24 protein-coding genes and 1 tRNA gene are annotated in these 26,414 nt (G+C 33.6%); 8 read left to right on the top strand and 17 right to left on the bottom strand.

Translation table 11 applies throughout. From position 1 onward, the window contains the following. Positions 1–25: 25 nt before the first annotated feature. The 5 genes from BSF42_RS15205 to BSF42_RS15185 form a co-directional block, all read right to left on the bottom strand. On the bottom strand, positions 26–757 hold the full coding sequence (locus tag BSF42_RS15205; protein ID WP_095953937.1) for a hypothetical protein: 732 nt from the start codon (positions 755–757) through the stop codon (positions 26–28). A 122-nt stretch (positions 758–879) separates the two neighbouring features. Beyond that, positions 880–953, bottom strand: a tRNA-Ile gene (locus BSF42_RS15200). A 146-nt stretch (positions 954–1,099) separates the two neighbouring features. Next, positions 1,100–1,504, bottom strand: coding sequence for a methylmalonyl-CoA epimerase (mce, locus tag BSF42_RS15195; protein ID WP_095953936.1), 405 nt, complete (start codon positions 1,502–1,504; stop codon positions 1,100–1,102). 11 nt (positions 1,505–1,515) lie between these two features. Further along, positions 1,516–3,873, bottom strand: a complete 2,358-nt coding sequence (locus BSF42_RS15190) for a hypothetical protein (protein ID WP_095953935.1) — start codon at positions 3,871–3,873, stop codon at positions 1,516–1,518. Then, a complete protein-coding gene (locus tag BSF42_RS15185; protein ID WP_371615941.1) occupies positions 3,833–4,708 on the bottom strand; it encodes a hypothetical protein in 876 nt (291 codons plus the stop codon). Before BSF42_RS15185 ends, BSF42_RS15190 begins: the two co-directional genes overlap by 41 nt. A gap of 303 nt (positions 4,709–5,011) precedes the next feature. Here BSF42_RS15185 and BSF42_RS15180 point away from each other — a divergent pair, with 303 nt between their 5' ends. Then, on the top strand, positions 5,012–6,700 hold the full coding sequence (locus BSF42_RS15180; protein WP_095953934.1) for an Ig-like domain-containing protein: 1,689 nt from the start codon (positions 5,012–5,014) through the stop codon (positions 6,698–6,700). Here BSF42_RS15180 and BSF42_RS15175 read toward each other — a convergent pair. Further along, the gene (locus tag BSF42_RS15175; protein WP_095953933.1) at positions 6,697–7,464 is read right to left on the bottom strand and encodes a nitrilase family protein; all 768 of its coding nucleotides are present in this window, start codon (positions 7,462–7,464) and stop codon (positions 6,697–6,699) included. The two genes, BSF42_RS15180 and BSF42_RS15175, sit on opposite strands and share 4 nt — an antisense overlap. 183 nt (positions 7,465–7,647) lie before the next feature. Here BSF42_RS15175 and BSF42_RS15170 point away from each other — a divergent pair, with 183 nt between their 5' ends. The 4 genes from BSF42_RS15170 to BSF42_RS15155 all read left to right on the top strand — a co-directional run bounded on the left by BSF42_RS15170 (position 7,648) and on the right by BSF42_RS15155 (position 11,818). Continuing rightward, positions 7,648–8,967, top strand: a complete 1,320-nt coding sequence (locus BSF42_RS15170; RefSeq protein ID WP_095953932.1) for a GntP family permease — start codon at positions 7,648–7,650, stop codon at positions 8,965–8,967. Positions 8,968–8,971: 4 nt separating this feature from the next. Then, on the top strand, positions 8,972–9,439 hold the full coding sequence (locus BSF42_RS15165; RefSeq protein WP_095953931.1) for a RidA family protein: 468 nt from the start codon (positions 8,972–8,974) through the stop codon (positions 9,437–9,439). Positions 9,440–9,620: 181 nt separating this feature from the next. Then, positions 9,621–10,736, top strand: coding sequence for a D-TA family PLP-dependent enzyme (locus BSF42_RS15160; protein ID WP_095953930.1), 1,116 nt, complete (start codon positions 9,621–9,623; stop codon positions 10,734–10,736). 11 nt (positions 10,737–10,747) lie between these two features. Beyond that, on the top strand, positions 10,748–11,818 hold the full coding sequence (locus BSF42_RS15155) for a dipeptidase (RefSeq protein ID WP_095953929.1): 1,071 nt from the start codon (positions 10,748–10,750) through the stop codon (positions 11,816–11,818). Here BSF42_RS15155 and BSF42_RS15150 read toward each other — a convergent pair. Next, positions 11,815–12,591: a DeoR/GlpR family DNA-binding transcription regulator gene (locus BSF42_RS15150; RefSeq protein ID WP_095953928.1), complete on the bottom strand. Its 777-nt coding sequence runs from the start codon at positions 12,589–12,591 to the stop codon at positions 11,815–11,817. The genes BSF42_RS15155 and BSF42_RS15150 overlap by 4 nt on opposite strands. Before the next feature lie 157 nt (positions 12,592–12,748). Here BSF42_RS15150 and BSF42_RS15145 point away from each other — a divergent pair, with 157 nt between their 5' ends. Next, positions 12,749–15,043, top strand: coding sequence for a family 20 glycosylhydrolase (locus tag BSF42_RS15145; protein WP_095953927.1), 2,295 nt, complete (start codon positions 12,749–12,751; stop codon positions 15,041–15,043). A 285-nt stretch (positions 15,044–15,328) separates the two neighbouring features. Here BSF42_RS15145 and BSF42_RS15140 read toward each other — a convergent pair whose 3' ends face one another. From BSF42_RS15140 to BSF42_RS15130, 3 genes are all read right to left on the bottom strand, one after another. Beyond that, a complete protein-coding gene (locus BSF42_RS15140) occupies positions 15,329–16,075 on the bottom strand; it encodes a succinate dehydrogenase/fumarate reductase iron-sulfur subunit (protein ID WP_095953926.1) in 747 nt (248 codons plus the stop codon). 95 nt (positions 16,076–16,170) lie between these two features. Then, positions 16,171–18,171, bottom strand: a complete 2,001-nt coding sequence (locus BSF42_RS15135) for a fumarate reductase/succinate dehydrogenase flavoprotein subunit (protein WP_095953925.1) — start codon at positions 18,169–18,171, stop codon at positions 16,171–16,173. An 11-nt stretch (positions 18,172–18,182) separates the two neighbouring features. Beyond that, positions 18,183–18,848: a succinate dehydrogenase cytochrome b subunit gene (locus BSF42_RS15130; protein WP_095953924.1), complete on the bottom strand. Its 666-nt coding sequence runs from the start codon at positions 18,846–18,848 to the stop codon at positions 18,183–18,185. Positions 18,849–19,195: 347 nt separating this feature from the next. On the opposite strand from BSF42_RS15130, the gene BSF42_RS15125 reads away from it, so the two are divergent. Beyond that, entirely contained in the window at positions 19,196–20,557 is a 1,362-nt protein-coding gene (locus tag BSF42_RS15125; RefSeq protein ID WP_095953923.1) for a hydroxymethylglutaryl-CoA synthase family protein, read from the top strand. A gap of 315 nt (positions 20,558–20,872) precedes the next feature. Here BSF42_RS15125 and BSF42_RS15120 read toward each other — a convergent pair whose 3' ends face one another. The 7 genes from BSF42_RS15120 to BSF42_RS15090 form a co-directional block, all read right to left on the bottom strand. After that, positions 20,873–21,070 (bottom strand): hypothetical protein, encoded by a 198-nt coding sequence (locus BSF42_RS15120; RefSeq protein ID WP_095953922.1) that lies wholly within the window; start codon positions 21,068–21,070, stop codon positions 20,873–20,875. 33 nt (positions 21,071–21,103) lie between these two features. Continuing rightward, positions 21,104–21,505, bottom strand: coding sequence for a hypothetical protein (locus tag BSF42_RS15115; RefSeq protein WP_095953921.1), 402 nt, complete (start codon positions 21,503–21,505; stop codon positions 21,104–21,106). A gap of 43 nt (positions 21,506–21,548) precedes the next feature. Then, entirely contained in the window at positions 21,549–22,100 is a 552-nt protein-coding gene (locus tag BSF42_RS15110; RefSeq protein WP_095953920.1) for a hypothetical protein, read from the bottom strand. Positions 22,101–22,201: 101 nt separating this feature from the next. Continuing rightward, positions 22,202–22,744: a LytTR family DNA-binding domain-containing protein gene (locus tag BSF42_RS15105; RefSeq protein ID WP_253251077.1), complete on the bottom strand. Its 543-nt coding sequence runs from the start codon at positions 22,742–22,744 to the stop codon at positions 22,202–22,204. A gap of 215 nt (positions 22,745–22,959) precedes the next feature. Further along, the gene (locus BSF42_RS15100; RefSeq protein WP_172426701.1) at positions 22,960–23,409 is read right to left on the bottom strand and encodes a GNAT family N-acetyltransferase; all 450 of its coding nucleotides are present in this window, start codon (positions 23,407–23,409) and stop codon (positions 22,960–22,962) included. Between the two features lie 157 nt (positions 23,410–23,566). After that, positions 23,567–24,010 (bottom strand): GNAT family N-acetyltransferase, encoded by a 444-nt coding sequence (locus tag BSF42_RS15095; protein ID WP_095953917.1) that lies wholly within the window; start codon positions 24,008–24,010, stop codon positions 23,567–23,569. A gap of 15 nt (positions 24,011–24,025) precedes the next feature. Further along, positions 24,026–24,601, bottom strand: a complete 576-nt coding sequence (locus BSF42_RS15090) for a hypothetical protein (protein WP_095953916.1) — start codon at positions 24,599–24,601, stop codon at positions 24,026–24,028. Between the two features lie 482 nt (positions 24,602–25,083). Between BSF42_RS15090 and BSF42_RS15085 the strand changes: the two genes are divergently transcribed. Continuing rightward, positions 25,084–26,376, top strand: coding sequence for an aminopeptidase P family protein (locus BSF42_RS15085; RefSeq protein WP_095953915.1), 1,293 nt, complete (start codon positions 25,084–25,086; stop codon positions 26,374–26,376). Positions 26,377–26,414: the final 38 nt, after the last annotated feature.

Genomic DNA, 26,414 nt, shown 5'->3' with positions numbered 1-26,414 from the left:
TTTGTCTTTAAAACATAAATTTAATCTATTTTTCTTTTAAACCCGAATACAATTTTTCCAAATGATGTAAATCACCTGACTGAATATAATAATTGGCTGCATCCATTTTGGTTTTAGCATTCAGCAATGCTTTTTTAGGAATAACATATTGATTTTTAATAATATGTCGAATTGTTACTATAGAAGAACATCCAGGTATATCATAAAACCAAACCGTTTTTTCGATTTCCTGCCATAAATTTTCTTTACTCTCGGTGATTTTTTTTAGAATAAATTTTATATCAGGCTTTATTCTCACCAAAACAAAAAAATCATAAACAGCAATATTTAAATTATCATGATTGGGAACATATCTTCCTTCAAAATCCCAATCTTTAGTTTCCAAAAGAAAAAGATTAGAAAAGAAAGCGGCTGATTTTACGCAGATAAATCTTCCGTTTGCTTTTAAATCGGTTTCATCCCAAATTCCTTTTCCATGAATACTAAAATCTGGAGATTCTACATCTATATTTTGAAGTTTCAAATTTTGATACAGCACAATTTCTGCTAATTTCCCCTGAAACGTATTTTGAAAAATTTCTTTATCTGATCGGTGCAATTGTCCGCCCGATCTGCAAATACGATGAAATCCTTCTCCATAAACCATTTCATAAGCAAAATCAAAAGCTTGTTTTACAAAAGCAGTATCAACAGCATTTTCTTCAAAAGTCTTTTTTGAAGTAATAAAATAATTATTGTCCTTTTGTTCTAGTTTCATGTTTTACTATTCTCTGCAAAAAGTAAAAATACATTTTAATTGATAGAATAATATTACAAATTTAATTTACAGCAATAAAAAAGCCTTTACATTGCTGTAAAGGCTTTCTATTTCTAAAGTAGTGGTCCCACCTGGGCTCGAACCAGGGACCACCTGATTATGAGTCAGGTGCTCTAACCAGCTGAGCTATAGGACCGGTTTAGAGGATGCAATATTACTACTATTTTTCATTCACTCCAAATATTTTAAGACATCATTTGTATTTAATTTTAATTCTTTTGCCGAATTTCAAAAACGAAATTGATTTTCAACATCTTATTTAAAAATTAAAATGACATTTTTTTATTTAATTTCCTGACAAAGCTCCACCAAAACACCATTTGTGTTCTTCGGATGCAGAAAAACGACCAATTTATTGTCGGCTCCTTTCTTCGGAATTTCATTTATTAACACAAAACCTTCATTTTTCAGGCGGATAATTTCTGCTTCGATATCATTAACGTCAAATGCAATGTGATGAATTCCTTCTCCTTTTTTCTCTAGAAACTTTGCAATCGGACTTTCTGAATTTGTTGCCACCAAAAGTTCAATCTTATTATTTCCGGTTTGAAAGAAAGAAGTTAAAACGCCTTCGCTTTCAACAGCTTCCATTTTATACGACGGAACGCCGAGCATTTTCTCAAACAAAATATTGGCATCGTCCATATTTTTTACCGCAATTCCGATATGTTCTATTTTGTTTACCATTTCTTTCTATTTTATTGATTTACATAAGTATTAAAATAACCACATTCTGCAATTACATCTTGATAATACTTCGTATCTGAGTAGTCTTTTCTCAAAGCTTTAAAAGAATTCCAGGCAATAAAATTAACTTTATCATCTTGAATGTCCCAATAACTATTTATAGCGCTGTACTTTTTATTGTAATAATCGTTTCGCTCGCATTTTGAAATCAAATACAAACATTTTGCTTTTTGTTCTTTGTTTGAAGCCGCTTCAAAAGCTTTTTGATAATACATTTTCGACACTGAATTATTCGTAATCATTTCTTTCATTGCATTTCTAAACGAATAAGGACTTGATCCGTAACCTACAATATTAATTTCGTAGAACGTTCTTCCGTTTCCAAAATGAGAAATATTATAAAAAGCATTTCCTAATAAAAGACTGTTGGTATACACATCTTCTTTTTGAGCTAATTTATCCTGCATTGATTTTATCGTCGTCAAGAAATCCATATAAGTGTATTTTCTTTTTTGATAAGCGACATGATCACAATCGTGGCAGTCTTTTATACTTCCGTTAAACGGATTTCCTAAAAACTTAAAATATTGAACCGAATCTGCTTGTTTCAAAAATTCAATTGCTTCTGGAATTTTATTTTTAAAAGCCGCTTGAACTGCCTGAAAATTATTAATGTCTTTTAATTTCAAACTATAAATTCCAGCACCAATTTTCTCAATTTCATTTTTATTAGACTTTTCTAAAAAAGCTTTCATTGCCAGCAGTTCTTTTTCATTATCATAAAATGAATTTCCATCGTTCCAATAACTGTAACGAGATTCATTAAACAATTCTGCCATTACAGGATTTGACTTTGATTTATATAAAGCTGCCAAATAATTTTTACTCCACTGAAAAGCATTTTGATAACGAAACTCACTTCCTTTATAAGTCTTTGGCAGTTCAAAATAAATCCAATTCAAATCGGCTAAAACTGTTTTTACGTTAGTATCATCCAGTTTATCGATTTTGCTCAAGTTGTTTACAAAACGTAATAATCGAATTTGGTACGTTGCTAATTGTGTTTTAGGCAGTGTTTTTACTGCTTTAGTATAACTCTTATCTGCATTGGCATAATCGCCTTTCAGCGTTTGAAGATATCCCAATGAAATATCCCATAAATATGGTTTTTCTGTATTTCCTGCTGCAGCTATTTTAGCAATTAAATCAAGTGCACTGTTGTCAATTTTTGCTTTGTTTTCACTTTTATTTTCGGCAATCGTCTGCGGTTTCATCGGCTGATTTTCTCCTGCATTCTGCTGAAAAGAATTATTGATTTTTTGTTCCAGCGCATTCACCAATCTGGTTGCCAGATAATTTAAATGTTCGCTTTTTGGATCCAGTTCATAAATCTTTTCAATGGCTTGTTTTTCATCTTTATAATAACCGTGAATTGCCCAAAGCGCTGCTTTTTCACTGTTGTTTTTTGCCATTGCCAAAGATTTATTCCAGTCCGATTCATTTTTTGGATGAAAACTATACGCCGTTACGACACGTAATTCCGGGCACTTATCAAAAACCTGCGCATATAAATAATTAGAAACTGCATATTTTTTCTGCTTGTAATTGATTCCCGCAACATAGGCCAACGCACGATAATACAAAGTGTTTTTTGCAGCAGAACTCTCTGTTTTATTAAAAAAGTCAATTGCTTTTTGTTTGTCATTACTATAAAAACGAGCTTTCATAGTCAAAAACCAATATCTATTTTTCAAAAAAGGATCAGACAGAGTGTTGTAAACATTTTCTATAGACTGAATCATTTTCGCATCGTTGAAAGTTTTCGCTACAACGGGATCGTAACTCCAATAATCCTCGCCTATAGAAACGGTTTCAATTTTTTGGGCTAAATATAAAAACTCGATAAAATTTTTAATCTTATCGTCTTTCAAATTAAGTTTCTTCCCCCATTTTTGAGAACTTTTATTCTCCTTTTTGCTTTTATAAAAAACATGAAGATCGCTTATTTCTTCTTTGTTTTTAATCTTGTCTTTCTCGTCAGAATAATATCTAGGTTTTTCATCTCCAATCAAAAAGTAATTTACCGTTGTGGTATCCGCTTTTCCTTTTAGGTAATCTGCCCAGTCTGATTTTATGTTTCCATTAAAACGGGAATTGTGCTGGGTATCAAAACCAATTCCGTAAAAAATGCCGCCCGAAAGAAAAAGGGGCGAATACGATTTGTCGGCAAAAGTTTCTGGCGTAAAATTAGAATTGTATCCAAAGAAATCCCAGTCGTCTCCGCCGGCGCAGGCATAAATAATTCCATATATGGAAAGTAAAGCAAGGCTAAAACTTAGAAATAACTTGTTCAAAAATATTCTTTTCATAATTGTTTAAATTGAATTCGTCTAAATCGTAAAATATAATTTCGTTTGGTTTTTCAGGCAGATTTTCATCCAAATCTTCTGCCATTTCTTTTAAATCGTCTTTTTTAATTTCTTCTATTTTCAGCAGATCGTTCTCTTCATAAAAAACACCATTTTTATAATTAGATTGTTTTACTGTGAAAAAATTGGACTGTGTTTTTTCAAAATTTGAATCCTGCATCAGCTCTTTTACATCTATTTTTGAGCGAAGTCCGATTACTTTATTATTTCTAATATGAACTCCCCACGAATAAATTGGAAATGCCAGATCCAGATGAAGCGGATATTTCTTTATACTTTTCAGATATTTTGATGCCGCTTTCTGATCGTAAATAGAATTGAGAGAATCTGGTGCAATCGATCCCATATTATAATACATCAAAACTCCAGAATCGACATTTGGAATTTTTGTCTTTTTAAAATATTTCACCTGATGCAGTCGAATTGTTGCTGAAAGTTTTTTCTTCGAAAGCTTTTTAAAAACTTCTATAAATTCCAAATAATTGTCTTTGCTATTCAAAGACCAATCGCAGTCAATTTGAATTTCATCACAAGAAATTTTATTTTTCGTGTTGATCTGTTCAATAAAATTAAATGTTTTCTGTGCTAAATCATTCACATCTAATTTTGGCTGCAGCATTACTTTATTCTGAATAAAGACAATTGGGACAATCGTATATTTTTGCGGATTTTCTTCAAAACGTATTGGACTAATCGGAATTGGGAATTTTGTTTCTGGATGAAGTCCGATATCAAAATATCTAATATAAAGCTTTTGAACATTGTTTTCAGTCAAAACTTCTTTCTCCGTTTTTGAAAGCTTGAATATTGTTTTCCAATAATAAAAGGATATAACTGGCTTTTCGCTATTACTGCAAGAAAGCAGTAAAAAGAGGCATAAAATTGAAAAAAATCGCTTTAACAAAACTTAGAAAATTACATTTGAAATCAAAAGTAAGAAATTATGACTGTCTAAAATATTCAAAACCCTAAAAAATACAGAAGAAATGCAAAAGTTGTAAATCCTAATAAATCGATAAAAAATTTCAATTAAAGCAAATATAATCGTTATTTTGTGCAATCAAATTTGAAAACCGTTATGTTGAAAAACACTCTAAAATATATTTCCTTTATAATTCTAATCTCAATGATAAGCTGCGCTAAAAGAGGCAGTATTACCGGCGGTTTAAAAGATACTTTAGCACCCGTTTTGGTATCGAGTTTTCCTGAAAATTACAGTACCAATTTTAAAGGAAACACTATCACTTTAAATTTTGATGAATATATTAAACTGAAAAACACCAATAAACAGCTGATTATTTCGCCGCCGTTTAAAAACGAGCCTTTAATCACACCTCAGACCGTAAGCAAATTTATAAAGATTGAGATTCGAGATACTTTACTGCCAAACACAACTTACAGTTTAAATTTTGGACAGGCAATTCAAGACAACAACGAAGGAAATGCTTTGAATCAATTTAAGTATGTTTTCTCGACTGGATCGCATATTGATTCGCTTAAACTTAATGGGCGCATCAAGGATTCTTACGAAAAACATGTAGATAATTTTGTTTCGGTAATGCTTTATGAGGTTAATGATAAATTTAAAGATTCTGTTATTTACAAAGATTTTCCTAGCTATATCACCAATACTTTGGACAGTATGAGAACTTTCCAATTTGAAAATCTTAAAGAGGGAAAATATCTTTTGGTTGCCTTAAAAGACAAAGGCAGCAACAATAAATTTAATCCAAAAGATGATAAAATTGGTTTCTTAAAAAACTATATTACTATTCCAACAGATTCGGTTTATGATGTAGAATTATTTAAAGAAACACTTCCTTTAAAGACATTTAAACCAATTCAGGCTTCGGGAAACAGATTATTACTTCCGTATGAAGGAAAGCAGAATTTTAAAAATAACAAACCAAAAATTGTTCTAAGAAATAATACTGAAGTTTTAGAAACTATTGTTACGCAATTTCCAAAGAAAGACTCGCTTCAAGTTTGGTATAAACCTTTAAAAGTAGATTCTTTATCTCTGGAAGTTGATAAAGACAAATACAATAAGAAATTCACATTTAAAATTAAAGATCTTAAAAAGGATACTCTTAATATTAAACCAGTACAAAACGGAACAATTAATTTTAGAGAACGTTTTACTTTGGAAACAGAAACTCCATTGGTAAAATTTGATAAATCTAAAATCCTGCTTGTCAACAAAGATTCTACTGCTGTGGAATACACAACCGAATACGATGAATTTGATCAAAAATTGTATGTTGATTTCAAAAAAGAACCTTTAGAAAAATACAATTTCACCTTCTTACCAGGTGCTTTGACTGATTTCTACGAAAAGACAAATGATACTTTATCAATCAAACTGACGACCAAAGAAGTAGCCGATTACGGAAATATAATTTTGAATCTAAAGAATGTAAAACGTTTTCCTATAATTGTCGAATTGACCAATAAAAAAGGAGATGTTGTTTTGGCCAGCGAATATTCTGAAGGAGCAACAACATTAGAATTCAACTTATTACAGCCTGAAATTTTTACCGTTCGTATAATTTATGATGATAATAAAAACAAACTTTATGACACGGGTAGCTTCCTAGAAAAACGATATTCTGAAGAAGTGTATTATAATCAGGAAGAATTTGATGTGCGCGCAAACTGGGATCGAAACGAAACAATTGATTTAAGTATTCCGTTTAACCCAGAGGTCGAGAAAAAAATAGACGACAAAAAGAAAAAAGACGCAGAAAAGAAACGGAAAGCGTTTTAAAGCTTAATTTCAAATTGATCTTTATCGCTTAAAAAATCCAATTTACTGCGGGTTTCATACATGGTGTTTTTATCTAATTCCAAGATAAAAACACCATTTTTTTCTTGTGGTTCTACGATATAATTCCCTAAAAAATCGATTGCCTGAGAATGGCCATTATGTTCGTAATCATTTGCATCCAATCCAACTCTATTTACCCCGATTACAAAAGATAAATTTTCTATCGCACGCGCTTTTAACATAGCATCCCAAGCATTAATTCGCACTTTTGGCCAATTGGCAACATATAGGATCAGATCATAATTTTCTACATTTCGCACAAAAACAGGAAATCGTAAATCGTAACAAACCTGCAGACAGATTTTCCAATCCAAATATTCCACAATCACCTTTTCGTTCCCTCGGCTATAAACCTTGTCTTCTCCTGCTAAAGAAAAAGAATGTCTTTTATCGTAATATTGAATTTCGCCCGAAGGAAAAACAAAAACCATACGATTGTAATAGTTTCCATTTTCTGTAATAACTAAACTTCCTGTTATCGCAGCATTTTTTTGCTTTGCTTTTATTTTCATCCATTCGATCGTTTCTCCCTGCATGGTTTCTGCAATTGCAGACGGATTCATGGTAAATCCAGTCGAAAACATTTCGGGAAGTACAATTAAATTTACTTCTGAAACAATTTCAGCTATTTTTAAATCAAAGTTTTCTCGATTTTTAGAAGCATTTTCCCAGAAGAGTTCCGTTTGGATTAAAGCAATTTTCATTTCAGTATATTTTTACATAAAGGTAGAAAACATCACTGTATTCTTTGTGTACCATTCGGTAATTTTAACATTAATATTGCAAAAAAAACGCAATTTTTGCAAAAAAAATGCGATATGTAAAAATATTTTATATATTTGAAATTCCAACCACAATTATAAGTAACTAAAAACCAACCACAAACCATGAGCATTCTTATTCTCACAGCATGCATTGTTTTCTTGATTTTACAGATTGCCTGGTTTAAAATAAATCCTTTTATCGCGTTTATTATCACCTCACTTTTAGCAGCGCTTTTTCTCGGTTTACCAATAGAAACCATTTCTCCCGTTTTGCAAAAAGGACTTGGCGAAATGCTGGGTTCAATTACTTTAATTATTGTTTTTGGAACTTGTATTGGCAAACTTGCCGTTTCGTCTGGAGCCGCAAAAGTGATCGCTAAAACGGTTATGAATTGGACTGGAAGAAAATATGTTCGGTTAGGATTAATGATAACTGGATTTATTATCGGAATTCCGCTTTTTTACAGCGTTGGTTTTGTGCTTTTAGTCCCGCTGATATTTTCGGTTGCACATCAATTTAAATTATCAAAAGTTTATTTGGGAATTCCAATGCTGGCTTCACTTTCTGTTGCGCACGGTTTTCTTCCGCCGCATCCTTCTCCTATGGCATTGAGCAGTATTTTAAAAGCAGATATTGGTTTAGTTTTGATATACGGAATTATAATCGCCATTCCGACCATCTTAATTGCGGGTTTATGGTTTTCTACCCGTTTTAAAAATATAAAAACAGAATCGGATCACGAAATCTTAAATGTCGAAGAAATAACGAATGAAGGAAAACTGCCTGGTTTTGGCATAAGCCTATTCTCTGCCCTGTTTCCCGTTTTCGGATTAACAATTACGTCTTTACTTCCGCTTATTTCAGATAATGAAAAATTAATAGCTATCTGCAAAATTATTGGAGATCCAAGTATTATTATGCTGCTGTCACTGCTTTTGTGCACCTATACTTTAGGAATTAGAATGAATCGAAGCATGTCTTCTGTTATGGATGATTATACGCAGGCCATAAAAGATGTTGCTTTAATTGTTTTAATAGTTGGAGGCGCCGGCTGTCTCAAAGAAGTTATGATTGTAAGCGGTGTAAACGAAACGATAGTTGCCGCTTTAAAACAAGTTACTATTCACCCCTTCTTATTAGCTTGGATTATGGCAGCTATTATTCGTATCTGCGTAGGTTCTGCAACAGCGGCTGGTTTAATGACTGCCAGCGTTTTACTACCTTTACTACAATCAAACGATCTAGACCCCAATCTCTTTGTACTATCTGTAGGAGCAGGAAGTTTAATGTGTTCTCATGTTAACGACCCCAGTTTCTGGATGTTCAAAGAATATTTCAATATCAGCCTAAAAGACACTTTTAAATCCTGGACAGTAATGGAATCAATGGTTTCTGTTTTAGGAATTGTATTTATTTTTATTTTGAACGCTTTAATACATTAAAATTATGAGCTTAAATCCACAAGAAAAATTCGAAAGTCTTGGTTTGTCTTTACCCCCTGCTCCACAGCCTTTAGGAATTTACAAACCCTATTTAGTAGACGGAAAATATTTATATCTGTCTGGTCACGGACCTGTTCAAGAGGACAACTCTTTAATTATTGGCCGTGTTGGAGACGATATGGATATTGAAGCAGGAAAATTAGCTGCGAGACAAGTCGGCCTTACCATGTTATCAACCATTGTAACCAATTTTGGAAGTTTATCTAAAGTAAAAAGAGTTATAAAAGTACTCGGAATGGTCAATTGTACTTCTGATTTCCTTAGACATCCTTATGTTATCAATGGCTGCAGCGAATTATTTGCAGAAGTATGGGGACAAGAAAACGGAATTGGAGTTAGAAGCGCTGTCGGAATGGGATCGCTTCCCGATAATATTCCAGTGGAAGTTGAAGCACTTTTTGAATTGTATTAATTTAGTTTTTAAACACGTAGAAATATAGTTTTTAGTTTAAAAGATTAAAATAAATAACAAATCATTTACACAAAGACTATGTTTATTAAAACAAGTGAAACGCCTTTCAAAAGCATCCAAAATCTATGTCTCTATGTGTTTAAAAAAAATAACATTTATAAATTGCTAAAAACCAAGAATTATGCAAAAGAACTGGTGGGAAATTAACTCCGAAACGCTTATCGACACACCGTTTTTAGCAGTTTATGAAGATCGTGTGCGAACTAATATTGAACGTCTGATTTCTTACGTTAAAGGCGACACTCAAAAATTACGTCCGCATATTAAGACACATAAAAATGCTGCGATTTTAGAGCTTTTTAAGATTTATAATATTAAGAAAATTAAATGCGCTACCATTTGTGAAGCCGAACTTGCCGCCAATCAAAAAATTGAAGACATTCTTTTGGCGTATCAGCCAGTTGGATTAAAAGCAGAAAGATGGATTTTGCTAATTAAAAAATTTCCCGAAATTCATTTTTCAACTATCATAGACAATCAAAAAACGGCTTTCGCTTTAAATGAAACTGCCAAAAGAAATAATCTTGTTTTATCTGTTTATTTGGATTTGAATACTGGAATGAACCGAACTGGTTTTCCGATTTCAGAAGATTGGACGGAGTTAATTCATGTTATTTCAAAACTCGAAAACTTGCATTTTAAAGGCTTTCATATTTATGACGGTCACCTAAAAGGAAATCTAGAAGAGAGGAATTTAGAAGCTTCAAAAGCATTTGAACAGATTTTAAGCAAAGTTGAAAAGACACAAAATGAATTTGATTATGATTTGAAAATTGTTGCCGGCGGTTCCAATACTTTTCCGTTTTACGCCTTGCAGAAAAATGTAGAATGCAGTCCAGGTACTTTTGTTTTTTGGGATTCCAATTATGAAATTCATCTTCCGGAACAAGATTTTAAAGCCGCTTTAGTAATTGTTGGAACCGTTATTTCTAAACCAACAAAAAATACATTTTGTGTAGACATTGGTTATAAAGCTGTTTCATCAGAAAATCCGATTGATAAAAGACTGGTTATTTTAAATGATGAAAGTTTAATTCCAACCGCACATTCTGAAGAACATCTGATTTTAGAAAATAAGGGGGAAAACGAATATGAAATTGGAGATATTATTTATGCAGAACCCTATCATGTCTGTCCGACCGTGGCTTTATATGATACTCTTCAAGTGGTCAATAAAAAACAGCAGCTTTATACCCAATGGCCTGTGGATGCACGAGGTCAAAAAAACACAATATAAATTAAAACGCTATGTTTATACTAGACGCTCATTTAGATCTCAGCATGAATGCGATGGAATGGAATCGGGATTTGAGAAACAATGTTACAACTTTACGCCGGTTAGAAAAAGGAATGACAGACAAACCAGACCGCGAGCGTGCAACGGTTTCTTTTCCTGATCTTCGTCGCGGCAATATCGGCATTGTAGTTGCGACTCAAATTGCACGATTTGTAAAACCAGATAGTATAATTCCAGGATGGAATTCGCCAGAACAAGCTTGGGCGCAGACTCAAGGACAAATCGCTTGGTACAAAGCGATGGAAGAAGCGGGAGAACTGACGTCAATTACAGACAAAAAATCACTCTTAAAACATTTTGATTTATGGAACGACGGAACTCCAAACGACAATAAACCAATTGGATATATTTTGAGTTTGGAAGGAGCCGACTCAATTGTTGATATTTCTTATTTGGAAAAAGCCTATAATTACGGATTAAGAGCTGTTGGTCCCGCACATTACGGCCCTGGAAGATATGCAAACGGAACCGATGCAACTGGAAAAATGAATCAAAACGGTATTGATTTACTAAAAGAAATGGAGCGTTTGAACATTATTCTCGATGCAACCCATTTATGCGATGACGCTTTTTGGCAGGCTTTGGATCATTTTAACGGCGCCGTTTGGGCAAGCCATAACAATTGCAGGGCATTAGTCAATCATAATCGTCAATACAGTGATGAAATGATTAAAGCTTTGGTTTCGAGAGGAGGGGTTATTGGAGGCGCTTTAGACGCTTGGATGATGGTTCCGAATTGGGAAAGAGGCATTTCTGATCCGAAGAAAATGAACTGCAGTCTGGAAACCGCTTTTAGACACATGGATCACATTTGCCAGCTTGCCGGAAATGCCAATCATATCGGCATTGGTTCTGATCTTGACGGCGCTTTTGGAACTGAACAATGTCCATACGATTTAGACACCATTGCTGACTTGCAAAAGTTGGTATTGCTATTTAAAAATCATGGTTATGCTGATGAAGATTTAAAAAAGATCTTTCATCAAAATTGGATTGATTTTCTAGTAAAGAATTGGGATTAAATTACAGTCAGACTTGGAAAGTTTTCTTTGTATGATTTTAGTTTTTTATCATTTGGTTCTTCTTCGGTAATAACATAATTTATCTCAGACAAACTAGCGATTTTCATTTTAAGAACCGTATTTAATTTCTCTGTAATCGTTAAAACCGCTGTTTTTTTAGACGCCTGAATCATTGCTTTTTTAACCTGAACCGTTTCCCAGTCAGAATCAGAATAACCGCCATCTATATCTAAAGCATTTGTTCCAAGAACCAAAAGATCTGCTTTTATGTTAGCCAATTGATGAAAAGCTTCTCCGCTCACACACATTTGACTGTATGAAGAAATGCTGCCACCAATCATGATGGTTTTGATATTTGGTTTATCTAAAAGTTGTACCGCTGTTAAAGCAGTAATAGTAAAAACGGTCAAATTAAGGTCGTTCGGAATTAATCGAATGAATTCGCGAATGGTAGTTCCTCCATCAACGATTAAAACCATTCCGTCATGAAGAAGGCCGACCGCTTTTTGCGCAATAACCTGTTTTGCTTCGACAGCATAAGTCTGGTTCGACGAAGAATAATGATAACCTTTAGTCATCGCACCGCCTTTTACCTTAATTAAAAGTAAATCAGCATCAAGTTCATTAATATCACGGCGTACAGTATCTTCTGAAACGCCAAGCTTAGCAGAAAGAGTTTCAAAACTCACACGTGTGTGCAGATTGATCTCTTTTAGAATATGATTTTTACGTTCTTCCTTACTGTAATTTAAAACTTCATTTTCTGTGCTCATGCCGATTGTTTTTTTCTATTTACAAAAATAAACATTTCAGTAATAATTCATCGAAACCAAAAGCTCTATTGACAATAAAAATTCTAAATAATTACGTTTTAAGACCTTTTATCTATCTTTAAAATTCCTTTTTACTAAAATCTAAAGTTTTTCTCTTATGAAAAAATTTCTTCTTTTACTTTTTACGCTGTCTTTTTTAAACGGAAGTGCTCAAAATCTTCCAGAAAACAAAACTATAATTCCAGCACCAAATTCGTATAAATTAACAGGAGACAGCATTCGCGTAAATGGAAAAATTCAAGTCAGTTTTATAAATAAAAATTACAGCGAAAAGGAATTCAAATCGGCTAAAATTTTAGAATCCGCATTCAATTCTCCAACCGCTTCCAAGAAATCAAATATCAAAGTTGAATTTAATACGAATGTAAATTTCAATTCAAAAGAAGCGTATAAAATTGAAATTACTTCGAACAAAATTACTGTTGCTGGAAAAGAAGAAGGACTATTTTATGCGGTACAAACTTTACTACAGCTTCTTCCAAATAAAATTTCAGGCGGCGAAATAAAACTTCCTTGCATAAATATCGAAGATCAACCCCGATATTCTTACCGAGGCCTGCATTTAGACGTCTCCCGACATTTTTTCTCTGTTGCTGTTATAAAAGATTTTATCAGACAAATGTCCAGCTATAAATTAAACAACTTTCATTGGCATCTAACAGACGATCAAGGCTGGAGAATTGAAATCAAAAAGTATCCACAACTTACCGAAATCGGTTCAAAAAGAGCACAGACATTAGTGGGAAATAAATTCGAAAGAGCACCATTTTTCTTTGACGGAAATCCATATGGTAGTTTTTATACTCAAGAAGAAATCAAAGAGGTAGTAAAATTTGCGGAAGAAAATTATGTGAATATTATTCCAGAAATCGAAATGCCGGGACACGCTTCTGCAGCAATAACAGCTTACCCAAATCTGGCCTGTTTTCCAGATCGAAATTATAAAGTTGTAGAATCTTGGGGTGTTTTTGAAGATGTTTTCTGCGCAGGAAAAGAGGAAACTTTTACTTTTTTAGAAGACGTTTTAACGGAAGTAATGGCATTGTTTCCAAGTAAAAACATTCATGTCGGCGGAGACGAATGCCCAAAAACCAGATGGAAGGTCTGCCCAAACTGCCAAAAACGAATTGCAGCTTTAGGCTTGAAAGAGGAACACGAATTGCAGAGTTATTTCATTAAAAGAATTGAAAAATTCTTAAATGCCAATGGAAGACAGATTTTTGGCTGGGACGAAATTCTGGAAGGCGGCCTTGCGCCAAATGCAGCAGTTATGTCTTGGCGTGGAGAATCGGGCGGGATTCATGCTGCAAAATTGAAACATCCCGTTGTGATGACTCCAGAAGGCACCGTATATTTTGATTACAATCAAGGGTATTCGCCAAACGAACCGCTTACAGTTGGAAGATTGAGCACTTTAGATAAAGTTTACAATTACAATCCAACTCCCGTCGACAGTTTAAGTGTTGAGGAGCAAAAGTATATTATTGGAGTTCAGGCCAATCTTTGGTCGGAATATTTGACTAGTCCTGCAAAATTAAATTATATGCTGTATCCAAGAATTTTCGCTTTAGCAGAAATCGCTTGGACCGAAACTCCGAATAAAAATTATAACCATTTTATTCAAAATCAATTACCATATCATCTAGAGAAACTGGAATTGGAAAATCGATTGTATAAAGTTCCGACACCTTTTGGTTCCGATGAAGCGGCATTAATTGCATCAAAGTACCTTTTGGATTTAAAACCGACTATAAAAAACGGAAAGATTTTTTATACTATTGACGGTTATAATCCTGATGAAACGGCAGAATTATACCAAAAACCTATAGCGATACATATTCCAAAAGGAGAATACAGAATCATCAAAACGATTCAAATCAGCGAAAGCGGCAAAAGAAGTTCAATTAACAAAATCATTGTTCGCAATCCAGATTTGAAACCCGATTTAGACATTCAGCCGAAGAAAAATGGTTTGAAATATGAATATTTCACAGGCACATTTAAGCAAGTTCAGGATTTAGAACTTTCAAAACCTGTTAATTCTGGCATTTTAGAAGGCAAAATAAGTGCTGAAAAATGGAAAACGAAATTAGAGCGTTATATAGGTTTAAAATTCAGCGGATATATCTTTATTCAAGAAACAGGAAATTACACTTTTTCAACGCTTTCAGACGACGGATCAAAGCTTTTTATAGATGACGAGTTAATTGTAAATAATGACGGCATTCATTGGGCGAATGAAGCTTATAGGGCTGTTAAATTGGAAAAAGGTTTTCATAAACTCAACATCAGCTACTTTGACTTGACAGGCGGTACAATTTTAAACTGCTTTATTCAGAAAGAAGGTCAAAAGAAAGAAGAAATCACAGCTTCGCAATTATATCATGAGTAGAAATAATAAAGGGCTTGATTAAAAGAATAACTCTTTTGATTGGACAGAATTATTCTATTCGCAAAAATCCCAGCGGGGTACAATATTTATAGATAATAAGACATATAGAAAAAGCTCCAGCGGAGCGACATATGTTGTAAATTGCAAAAAATATGTCGCTCCGCTGGAGCTTTATATTATAAACTTTATTCTTAGCTATAAATATTTCGCTTCTCCGAAGCTTACCCAAAAAAAAAGGAGCTATCCTTTTGAGAAAGCTCCTTGATTGTATATAAAAAAGATAAATTACCCTTTTAAACTTGCTGCTAAATACTCACGGTTCATACGTGCGATATTCTCAAGTGAAATTCCTTTTGGACATTCGATTTCGCAAGCTCCTGTATTTGTACAGTTTCCGAAACCTTCTAAATCCATTTGGTGAACCATGTTTAATACACGGTCAACTGCTTCAACTTTACCTTGTGGTAATAATGCATATTGAGAAACTTTTGCAGAAACGAATAACATTGCTGAAGAGTTTTTACAAGTTGCAACACAAGCTCCGCAACCAATACAAGCAGCAGCATCAAATGATTTATCTGCATCATGTTTGTTGACTGGAATCGTATTCGCATCGATTGTATTTCCTGAAGTGTTTACAGAGATAAATCCACCAGCGTGTTGAATTCTGTCAAAAGAACTTCTGTCAACCACTAAATCTTTAATTACAGGGAAAGCTTTTGCTCTAAATGGCTCGATAAAAATCGTATCACCATCTTTAAACATACGCATGTGTAATTGACAAGTTGTAACTCCTCTGTCTGGTCCGTGCGCTTCTCCGTTAATAAACAAAGAACACATTCCGCAGATTCCTTCACGACAATCGTGGTCAAATGCTACAGGCTCTTCTCCTTTGTTGATTAATTGTTCGTTAAGAACGTCAAGCATTTCAAGGAAAGACATATCTGGTTCGATTCCATCGATAGGATATTCTACAATCCCTCCTTTATCTTGGGCGTTTTTTTGACGCCATATTTTTAATGTAAGTTTCATACCGTTTTAGTTTGAAAGTCATAGAGTCGAAAGTCGGAAGTCGCTTGAGACATTTTGTCTTTTGACTTTAAGACTTTGGACTTTCGACCAATTTCTTATTTATAGCTTCTTTGAACTAATTTAATGTTTTCGTAATTAAGAGGTTCTTTGTGTAATACGGCATCACTTGGTTTTCCTTTGTATTCCCAAGCTGCAACGTATGCAAAGTTATCATCATCACGAAGTGCTTCTCCTTCTTCTGTTTGGTATTCCTCACGGAAGTGACCACCACAAGATTCGTTACGGTGTAAAGCATCTTTCGCGAACAATTCTCCTAATTCTAAGAAATCGGCAACACGAGTCGCTTTTTCTAATTCCTGATTAAATTCGAAAGCGCTTCCAGGAACTTTTACATCTTTATAAAACTCTTCACGTAAAGCAGCAATTTCCTCGATAGCTTCATTTAAACCTTTAGCATTACGAGCCATACCTACTTTATCCCACATGATTTTTCCTAATTTTTTGTGGAAATAATCTACAGAATGTTTACCGTTATTATTGATAAATTTATTAATTTGATCAACAACTGCTTTCTCAGCTTCAACGAATTCTGGTAAATCTGTTGAAATTTCTCCCATTTTAATATCTGGAGCTAAATAATCTCCAATAGTATAAGGTAATACGAAATATCCATCAGCTAAACCTTGCATTAAAGCAGAAGCTCCAAGTCTGTTTGCTCCGTGATCAGAGAAATTAGATTCTCCAATTGAGAAACATCCAGGAATTGTAGTCATCAAGTTATAATCAACCCAAGTTCCTCCCATTGTGTAGTGAACCGCTGGGTAAATCATCATTGGTGTTGTATAAGGATCCTCATCAACGATTTTGTAATACATTTGGAATAAGTTTCCGTATTTACTTTTCACGATTGCAGCTCCTAATTTTGTTACCAAAGCAGCATCTTTATCATCTAAACCTTTTACGTAAGCATCTTCAGTTCCGTAACGCTTAATTGCCGCTGCGAAATCTAAGTAAACTGCTTCACCTGTTTTGTTAACTCCAAAACCAGCATCACATCTTTCTTTAGCTGCACGAGACGCAACGTCACGAGGAACTAAGTTACCAAATGCAGGATATCTTCTTTCTAAGAAATAATCTCTATCCGCTTCAGCTAAATCAGTTGCTTTTTTCTTTCCTTCACGAATTGCCTGAGCATCTTCTAATTTTGCAGGAACCCAAATACGACCGTCATTACGCAAAGATTCAGACATCAAAGTCAGTTTTGACTGGTGATCTCCTGAAACCGGAATACATGTTGGGTGAATTTGTGTGTAGCAAGGATTTGCGAAAAACGCTCCTTTTTTATGAATTTTCCAAGCTGCTGTTGCGTTACTTCCCATAGCATTTGTTGAAAGGAAAAATACGTTTCCGTATCCTCCAGAACCAACTACTACCGCGTGAGCAGAATGTCTTTCTATTTCTCCAGTGATTAAGTTACGAGCGATAATACCTCTCGCTTTTCCATCAACGATTACAATGTCAAGCATTTCGTGACGGTTGTACATTTTAATTTTTCCACGACCAATTTGACGGTTCATTGCAGAATAAGCTCCTAACAATAACTGTTGTCCAGTTTGCCCTTGTGCATAAAATGTACGAGAAACCAAAGTTCCTCCAAAAGAACGGTTATCTAAAAGTCCGCCATATTCACGAGCCAATGGCACCCCTTGAGCCACACATTGGTCAATAATATTAGCAGAAACTTCAGCCAAACGGTGAACGTTTGCCTCACGTGCACGGTAGTCACCACCTTTTACAGTATCGTAGAACAATCTGTAAACTGAGTCACCGTCACCTTTATAATTTTTTGCTGCGTTGATACCTCCTTGTGCCGCAATAGAGTGCGCACGACGCGGAGAATCTTGGAAACAAAATGCTTTTACGTTATATCCTAACTCAGCCAGAGTAGCAGCAGCAGAACCTCCAGCCAAACCTGTACCAACTACAATAATATCTAAATTACGCTTGTTAGCAGGATTTACTAAATTAATATGATCTTTATAATTTGTCCATTTATCCGCTATAGGACCATTTGGAATTTTTGAATCTAATGCCATTATAATTGATATTAATTATTGAAATGATGAAATAATGCGATAATTACGAAAGCAGCCGGAACAACAACTGCGAACCCATAACCTACTTTTGCTAAAAATCTTGAATATTTATTGTGCATCCCTACAGATTGAAGAGAAGATGCAAACCCGTGCCATAAGTGGAATCCTAAAAGGACAAAAGACACACAGTACAATGCTGTACGAATTGGATCGTGAAATTTGTGAACTAACTCCCCATAATACCTTGTAGCATTTGGTACCTCTCCTGCTATATATTTATAGTTAACTTCAGGAAACCAAAAATCATAAAAATGCAATCCTAAGAATGCTAAAATAACCAATCCAGAAATAATCATATTTCTAGAACTCCAAGAAGCATTTGCTGCTCCATTGTATTTTGCATATGCAATTGGTCGTGCCGCGCTGTTTTGAGCCGTAAGTACAAATCCCATTATGAAATGGAAAATTACCCCGAATGCCAAAACTGGCTGCATTACATATTGTATTAGCGGATTGTATCCCATAAAGTGAGAAGCTTCATTAAAAACGTCTTCACTAATAATAGAAATGAAATTTAAGGAAACATGCAGCGCTAAAAACGTGATTAAGAATATTCCCGAAAGAGCCATAGCTACTTTCTTTAAGATGGAAGCATTCAATAGTGCAGATTGTGCCATAAGTGTTTAAGTAGTTTGTTTTAAAAAATTAGACAAAAATAACGCAATTACAAAAGAACTACAACCATTTCGCTGTTATTTATAATGATTTTAAAATAGACTACGTATAAGTATTTTTACGTACAAGCTTGCTTTTAATAATAAATAATTTAGTATAAAAAATTGCTTTAGAGCCGTTTTGCTTCAATTTCAATACGTACGGGATTACCAAAAATTTATCATATTGTTATTTTATTCAAAGTTTTGATTTATTTTCTTCAAAAGTGTCTCTGCCTATAAATTTTGTCTAAGTAAAAAATTGTCATTCCACAACATAGTTTTACCTTTAGCGGCTCAAAAAAATAAGAATGAAAACAGGAATTGATGCTATTTCTTTTGATGTAGCAAACATACATTTACCCATAAAAACTTTGGCAGACGCCAGAAATATTGAACCCGAAAAATTAGAAAAAGGTCTCGGATTGCTAAAAATGACTTTTCCAGACGTTCATCAAGACGCTGTTGTTTTTGGAGCAAACGCTTTAACGAAACTTATCACTGATAACAAAATCAACCTTAACGAAATAAGCCGAATCTATGTTGGTACTGAAAGCGGTATCGACAGCTCAAAACCAATTGCTTCTTACTTAATTAACTTAATGGAGCAAAAGTTTGGTGAAGATTCTTTAGCCGAATGTGATGTTGTTGATTTCACTTTTGCCTGTATTGGCGGTGTTGACGCTTTGCAAAACTGTCTTGATTTTGTAAAATTAAATCCAACTAAAAAAGCAATTGTCGTTACAACAGATTTTGCAAAATACGATTTAAATTCTGGTGGAGAATATACGCAAGGTGCCGGTGCCGTGGCAATGTTGATTACAGCAGATCCAAAAATTATCGCTTTTGATAATGATTGGGCAACAAGCACAAAAGGTGTTTTTGATTTTTTTAAACCATACAGAACTATTTCTAAAGGCGACATCACAAAAAACAATAACAACGATTCTTGGTTTGATAATTTAGAAGCCGAAATTGAAATCCATAAAGACCAACCGGTTTTTGATGGTCAATATTCAAATCAATGTTATATGGATCGTACGCGTAATGCTTACTTTTTATTCAAAAAATTAAAAAACAAAACCGAAACTCTTTACAATACTTGGCACAGTATTGTGATGCATTTGCCTTATTCTTTTCAAGGACGCAGAATGTTATCTGAAATCTATGCATTAGACAGCGCCGAGAAAATTATTGCTGACAATATTGCTCCTGCAGATTATCAGACTAAAATTAAGGAAGTGGCAAAATCTGATGATTACAGAAGTTTTGTAACTGAGAAATTACAACCTGCTGAATTGGCTTCTTCTTTAATTGGAAACCTTTATACTGGATCTATTTTCATGGGATTGTTATCTACTTTGGCTCATTTTTATGACACAAACAGAGAAATTTCAGGAACTAAATTCGGTTTTTTAGCTTACGGAAGCGGATCGAAATCGAAAGTTTTTGAAGGAACAATTCAACCCGAATGGAAATCGGCTTTGGAAAATGTCAAACTTTTTGAAAATTTAGCCGAAAGCGTAGAAATTGATTTCAACACTTACGAAAGTCTTCATAAAAAAGAACAAAAACAAAGTGTGAGAACTCCAAAAAACGAATGGGTTTTAGACCGAATTGAAAAAGAAATTCCTGTTTTGATTGGGGCTAGATATTATAAATGGATTGATTAAATTTTTAAATTCCAATATAGAAATTCCAAATTCCAATAGAAAACCGAAGTATTTTGCTTCGGTTTTTTTATTTGTCATTCTGAATGAAGAATCACACTAGGAATTCCGCAAAGAGAATCGCCAATATTTGTCGAGTTTCGAGTGTGATGCTTCGTTCCTCCTTTAGAATGACAAGATTGTGTTAAAAACCTTTGTCAAAGTTTTAAACTTTGACAAAGGTCACAGCGTAAAGCAATGGATCCAAAGCTTTGCGAACTTTTTTAAGAAAATGCACAGAAAAAACCTTAGCGAACTTGGCGGTTAAACAGCAGCAAATTAATCTTTTTTATGCTGTTCCGTGTAGTTCTGATTTCCTTTAAGCGCTTCATCATGCACATTCATTCCGTTTGACATCCCGAGCATGAAGGCGGTTATAATTACTATTAGTTTTCTTTTTATCCAATGAAGAGGTCGCTTAGATTGCTCTAAACGTGTGTTATTTATACATTTTGAAAATGATAAATGATTAGACATTATTACATCATCTGTGCCTAGAAATATATTTCCTTAAACGTTGTATAAACTTTTACTGAAGTGATTTGAAATGATTATTTCATTTATAAAAATAGATTGATTTATAAACGATATTAGTTTTTGATGCAGTAAATCTTGCTGTTTAAGTAGTTTCTTAATTTGGAAAGTAAAAACATTTTCGATTTTAAGAAAATTCATAACAATTGAAAACCTTGTTTTACTACAAGAATAAACCTGACCAAATTTGTAGAAACGAGCACTTTTAAGATTCAATTCTCTCTTTAAAACTACAACCGAAGATTGGTAATAAGATGCTGATTTGGATTGAGAAACTAAAGTACCATCACCCGCAATCACGACAAAAGCCAGAAAGAGTGCGATTAGGTATTTTAAGTGCTTATTCAATTTGTTTTGATTGTATACTATTTCTTTCAAACGAAAATACAAATTAAATCAACAACTTCATTTTCTAGAAAAGTTATTTTAAAGTTTGTTGATTTCTAAAAAGCAGAAAACCCAATCCAAAACAAAAAAGAATACAGCTCAACAACATATAAAGTCCATCTTTCATTATAAAAAAGGAGAAACCTGTTGACAAAGCACCAAGAATTACCATTATAACACTTGTTGTATTAGTTTTAATAAAATTTAAAGCATGAATTGACAATCCTAGAAAAAGCAAAGACGGACCAACAATAACAAACGGATACAAAATCGATGGCGTATTGCTAATTTGTTGACTTAATTGTTCTCGGGCAAAATCATTATTCCCATAACTTGTCATGATAAAATCGATTGTACAAAGTCCGATGTGGGCTATAACGCCTAAAATTGTTAGTATTGAAGCTGCTACATTCAATTTGTTTTTAGGAAAAACATCATTAAACGACAACAAGAAACAAGCTCCGATTATATTGAACCAATGCGCAAAATCGATTGGTTGCTGAAATTCGGGTAAAACTTTAGAAAATAATAGATAACTCGCAGTAAAAAATAAAAGTCCGATGAGGCAAAAGTGTTTTGTTTTCATAATTAATTTTAAAATTGATTGAAACAAAACTAAAACGAAAAACTCCTGCAAATACCAGTATCATTGACTTTGGTACGAAACCTATTGTTTTAGGTACGAAATTACAAAGTCAATACAGATTCCTTATAATTCTTAGAAACGGGAAGTTCTATTTGAGTTAAAATAATGGTACTTGAATTCCGCCAAGATTTAAAATGCATCGGATTTATTAAATGAGAACGATGAATTTGCAGTAGAAAAGCAAAATCGTCTTGAACTTTTTTGAGCGAAGAACGAAGCAATTTGGAATGCAGTTTTCCGTTTTCCAAATAAAAAATCTCTACATAATTTTGAGCATTAGAAATACAAACCAAATCGGCTTTTTTGATTTTTAAAATATCTAATTTGTTTTCTCCTACAAATGTGAGAACATCATCTTTTATTGGAATCAATTTGATTAAATATCGTCTTGCCAAAATAATGACGGGAGCTAAAATCAAAGCAACTTTAACAAAAATTATTGAGAAGAACTCTGTAAAGCTATAACCTCCGCCTAAAATTGGACTTTTATAAAACGCATAAATTCCAAACAAATAGATTGCAAAAAAGAAAATAACACTGGCTGTTTCTAAACCGAGATTCCATTTTGAGATTTTATTGTACATTATTTTTTGTAGAAAACTCAAAATCACATAACAAAAGAATGCCAGCAAACTAAAGCCAAGACTAATTAAAAGCCAAGAACGAAAATTTAAAGTTCCGTCGTCAAAAGGTTTTATGATAAAAGCGAAAATGAAAATCCATACACCAATCAGCAAACCAACTATTAGATTAAATTTTATAGATATATTGAGCTGTTTCACTTGGTTGTAGTTAGATTTTATAGTTTCATTTCCATAATGGGCATGAAACGGTTTTTTATGGAAGTTTCGAACTCTCCAATTTTTACAAATCCCATTTTGAAGTAAAAGTTCTCTGCATTTGGTTCTGAATTGAGTCTTACTTTTTCTATTTTTTCTTCTTTCATTCGGTTTAAGAAATCTAAAAGCAAATATTTTCCCAATCCGCGACCAATATATTCGGGCAAGATAAATAAATTGTCCAATTCTACAATGTTTTCATTTTCAAAAATATACGAATAGTAACCTATAATTAAATCATTATCAATTAATTTGAACACGTTATGTTCTGCAATATAATCTTGAGAAATAGTTAAATTTTTATCCCATTTTAGCATTTGCTCCGCAGAATATCGCCAATAGGCTTTTGACTTTTTGGTTATTACTGTGAGGATTTCGTTGTCGGTTATTTTGGCTTTTTCTATTATCATTGATTTAAAATTAAAAAAGATAAAGTCTCTTAGGAACCTTGTCATTTCGACCGAAGGGAGAAATCACACTAGTAATTCTACAAAGATTGGCGATTTGCATGCGGATTCTCTTATGTGATTTCTCCCTTCGGTCGAAATGACAAATCAAGTGAATACATCAATGATTCCTATAAATCGTAAATTTATTATGACTTAGAGTAAAACCTAGATTTTCGTAAATCGCCACATTCTCTACTCGTTTTTTATTTGTGGTTACTTCAATACTTTTTAAGTTATTCTGATCTGCAAAATTCTTGATTTCATTGATCAATAACCGCCCAACGCCTTTTCCTCGATAATTTTGATGAATAAAAAATTCCTGAATTTCGCCGACAACTCCGCAGTGATGCAAAAGATTTTGGGTATGAAAGCTGATAAATCCTAAACCTTCATTTTCGTTTTCGGCAATTAGATAAAGATTTTTCGGGTTTGAAATATTTTCATTAAATATTGTTTCAAAAACTTCAAAATCTAAAATTTCATTTTCGAGCTCGCAGATTGCTTTGTAAACGAAGTCTAAATCTTGGTTTTGGATTTTTCTGATTTTCAGGTTTGAGTTCATGTTTTCTACATCAATTTAAACTGACAGCCATTTTAAGGTTATAAATTTATCACAATCATCTTTCATATCAGAAGCCCAATCAATAAGTATTGCAGCGCCGCCTTTTCTAATTTCATTTCTAACTATATTGTAGTTTTCTTTTGCATCAACAGGTCCTAATCCCGCTAATTCAAACACAATATATTTTGTCTTGGAAAATGTTGCGTATAATGAAAGTAGTCGATTAGATTTCCAATAAAGTTCATTTAATTTAGTCTTTTTATTAATCCATGGAATTTCATAAATTTTTTGGATAAATTCACTTTCTAGATTTGCTCTTTTCTTTAAATATTTTTCAACTCTTACTGGAAAAAACAAACTTCTAAATTTTGATTCTTTAAAATAATCTACGTGAGTCAAAGACTTAGTAACAATCACATTTTCATTTTTTATTTTTCCAGTAAAAATATTAACCAATTCCGTTTTGATGCCTTGAAAATGACCTCCTCCATACAAATACAAAATAACCAACTCTCCTTCCCTTAACTCAAACGGTGGTATAAAATATTGATCCGTTCTTATTCCTTTGCTTTCAATTAATAGCTCTTTCATTTTTACCCAAGTAATTCATCACAATATACAAAATTGGATAATTAAACATTATTTCAACCATTAAATTTCTTCTAAACCCCCAAGCGTGAGGGATAGAGGCGGTATCCTTTTATGGAGCAGAGCGGAATAAAAGATATAGCCGAAAGCCCGACCCAGAGGGACACGCCCATATTAAGATTCTAATTTCGGCAAACAAACCTGACAGGTTTTAAAAACCTGTCAGGTTTAATAAGATTGAAGATTTTCTTTGTAGAATTACTAGTGTGATCTTTCCTTGGTCAAGATGACAAAATTATACGAGTAAAAATAGCATTAACAAACTTTCGGTAAACCTATACGCACTTTTCAATTAAAAAAACTTCGAGCCTTAGCGCCTTCGTGGCAAACCTGAAAACAAATAAGAAAACTTTAATAAATCAATTATACGTCACTTCTTCAAAAATTAGTAATTTTGAAATTCGAAGTTCAAAAACGAAATAATTATGAAATATCATCAAATAAACAGCGCTCTTTTTGTAAAAAATCGCAGAAAATTCACGGCAGAAATGAAACCTAACAGTGTTGCCGTTTTCAACTCTAATGACATTTACCCAATTAGTGCCGACAGTACATTACCGTTTGCACAACACAGAGATATTTTTTACCTGAGCGGTGTAGATCAGGAAGAAAGCGTTTTGCTTTTGTTTCCAGATGCGCCTTACGAAAACCAAAGAGAAATTCTTTTCTTGAGAGAAACTAACGATCATATTGCGGTTTGGGAAGGTGAAAAACTAACTAAAGAACGTGCTTTTCAGGTTTCTGGAATTAGAACGGTTTATTGGTTACAGGATTTTCATAAAGTTTTGAACGAAATGATGACATACGCCGATACGATGTACATTAACACCAACGAACATTACCGTGCAAGCGTTGAAACGGAAACTCGCGAAGCTCGTTTTGTAAAATGGTGGAAAGAGCGTTACCCAGCGCATAATGTGGCGAAAAGTAACCCTATTTTACAACGCATTCGTTCTGTAAAAGAAAGCGAAGAAATCGATTTGATTCAGCATGCTTGTGATATCACAGAGAAAGGTTTCCGCAGATTGCTTTCGTTTGTAAAACCAAATGTTACGGAATATGAAATCGAAGCTGAATTGGCTCACGAATTCATTCGTAACCGTTCTAAAGGTTTTGCTTACACGCCAATTATCGCTTCTGGAAACAATGCGAATGTTTTGCATTACATCGAAAACAATCAGCAATGTAAAGCCGGCGATTTGATTTTATTAGACGTTGCGGCAGAATATGCGAATTATTCAAGCGATATGACGAGAACAATTCCAGTTTCTGGAAAATTCTCTGATCGTCAAAAAGCGGTTTACAAAGCGGTTTTGAATGTTAAAAACGAAGCTACGAAAATGCTGACTCCAGGAACACTTTGGAAACAATATCATATTGAAGTGGGTAAAATTATGACTTCTGAATTGCTTGGTTTAGGGTTACTAGACAAAGCCGATGTTCAGAACGAAAATCCAGAATGGCCTGCTTACAAAAAATATTTCATGCACGGAACGTCTCACCACATGGGATTAGACACGCACGATTACGGATTACTTCACGAGCCAATGAAACCAAATATGGTGTTTACCGTTGAGCCAGGAATTTATATTCCAGGTGAAAAATTCGGAATTCGTTTGGAAGATAATATTGTGGTTCAAGAAAAAGGAGAACCTTTTAACTTAATGAGAAACATTCCAGTTGAAGTTGACGAGATCGAAACTTTGATGAATGAATAAAGAATAGAAAAGATTATAGAATCAAGACGGCTGGCAGA

Source organism: Flavobacterium sp. ACN6 (genome assembly GCF_002304005.1).
Lineage (GTDB): Bacteria > Bacteroidota > Bacteroidia > Flavobacteriales > Flavobacteriaceae > Flavobacterium.
The sequence above is the reverse complement of the archived record's forward strand: the minus strand, read 5'-3'. Positions and strand labels throughout refer to the sequence as shown.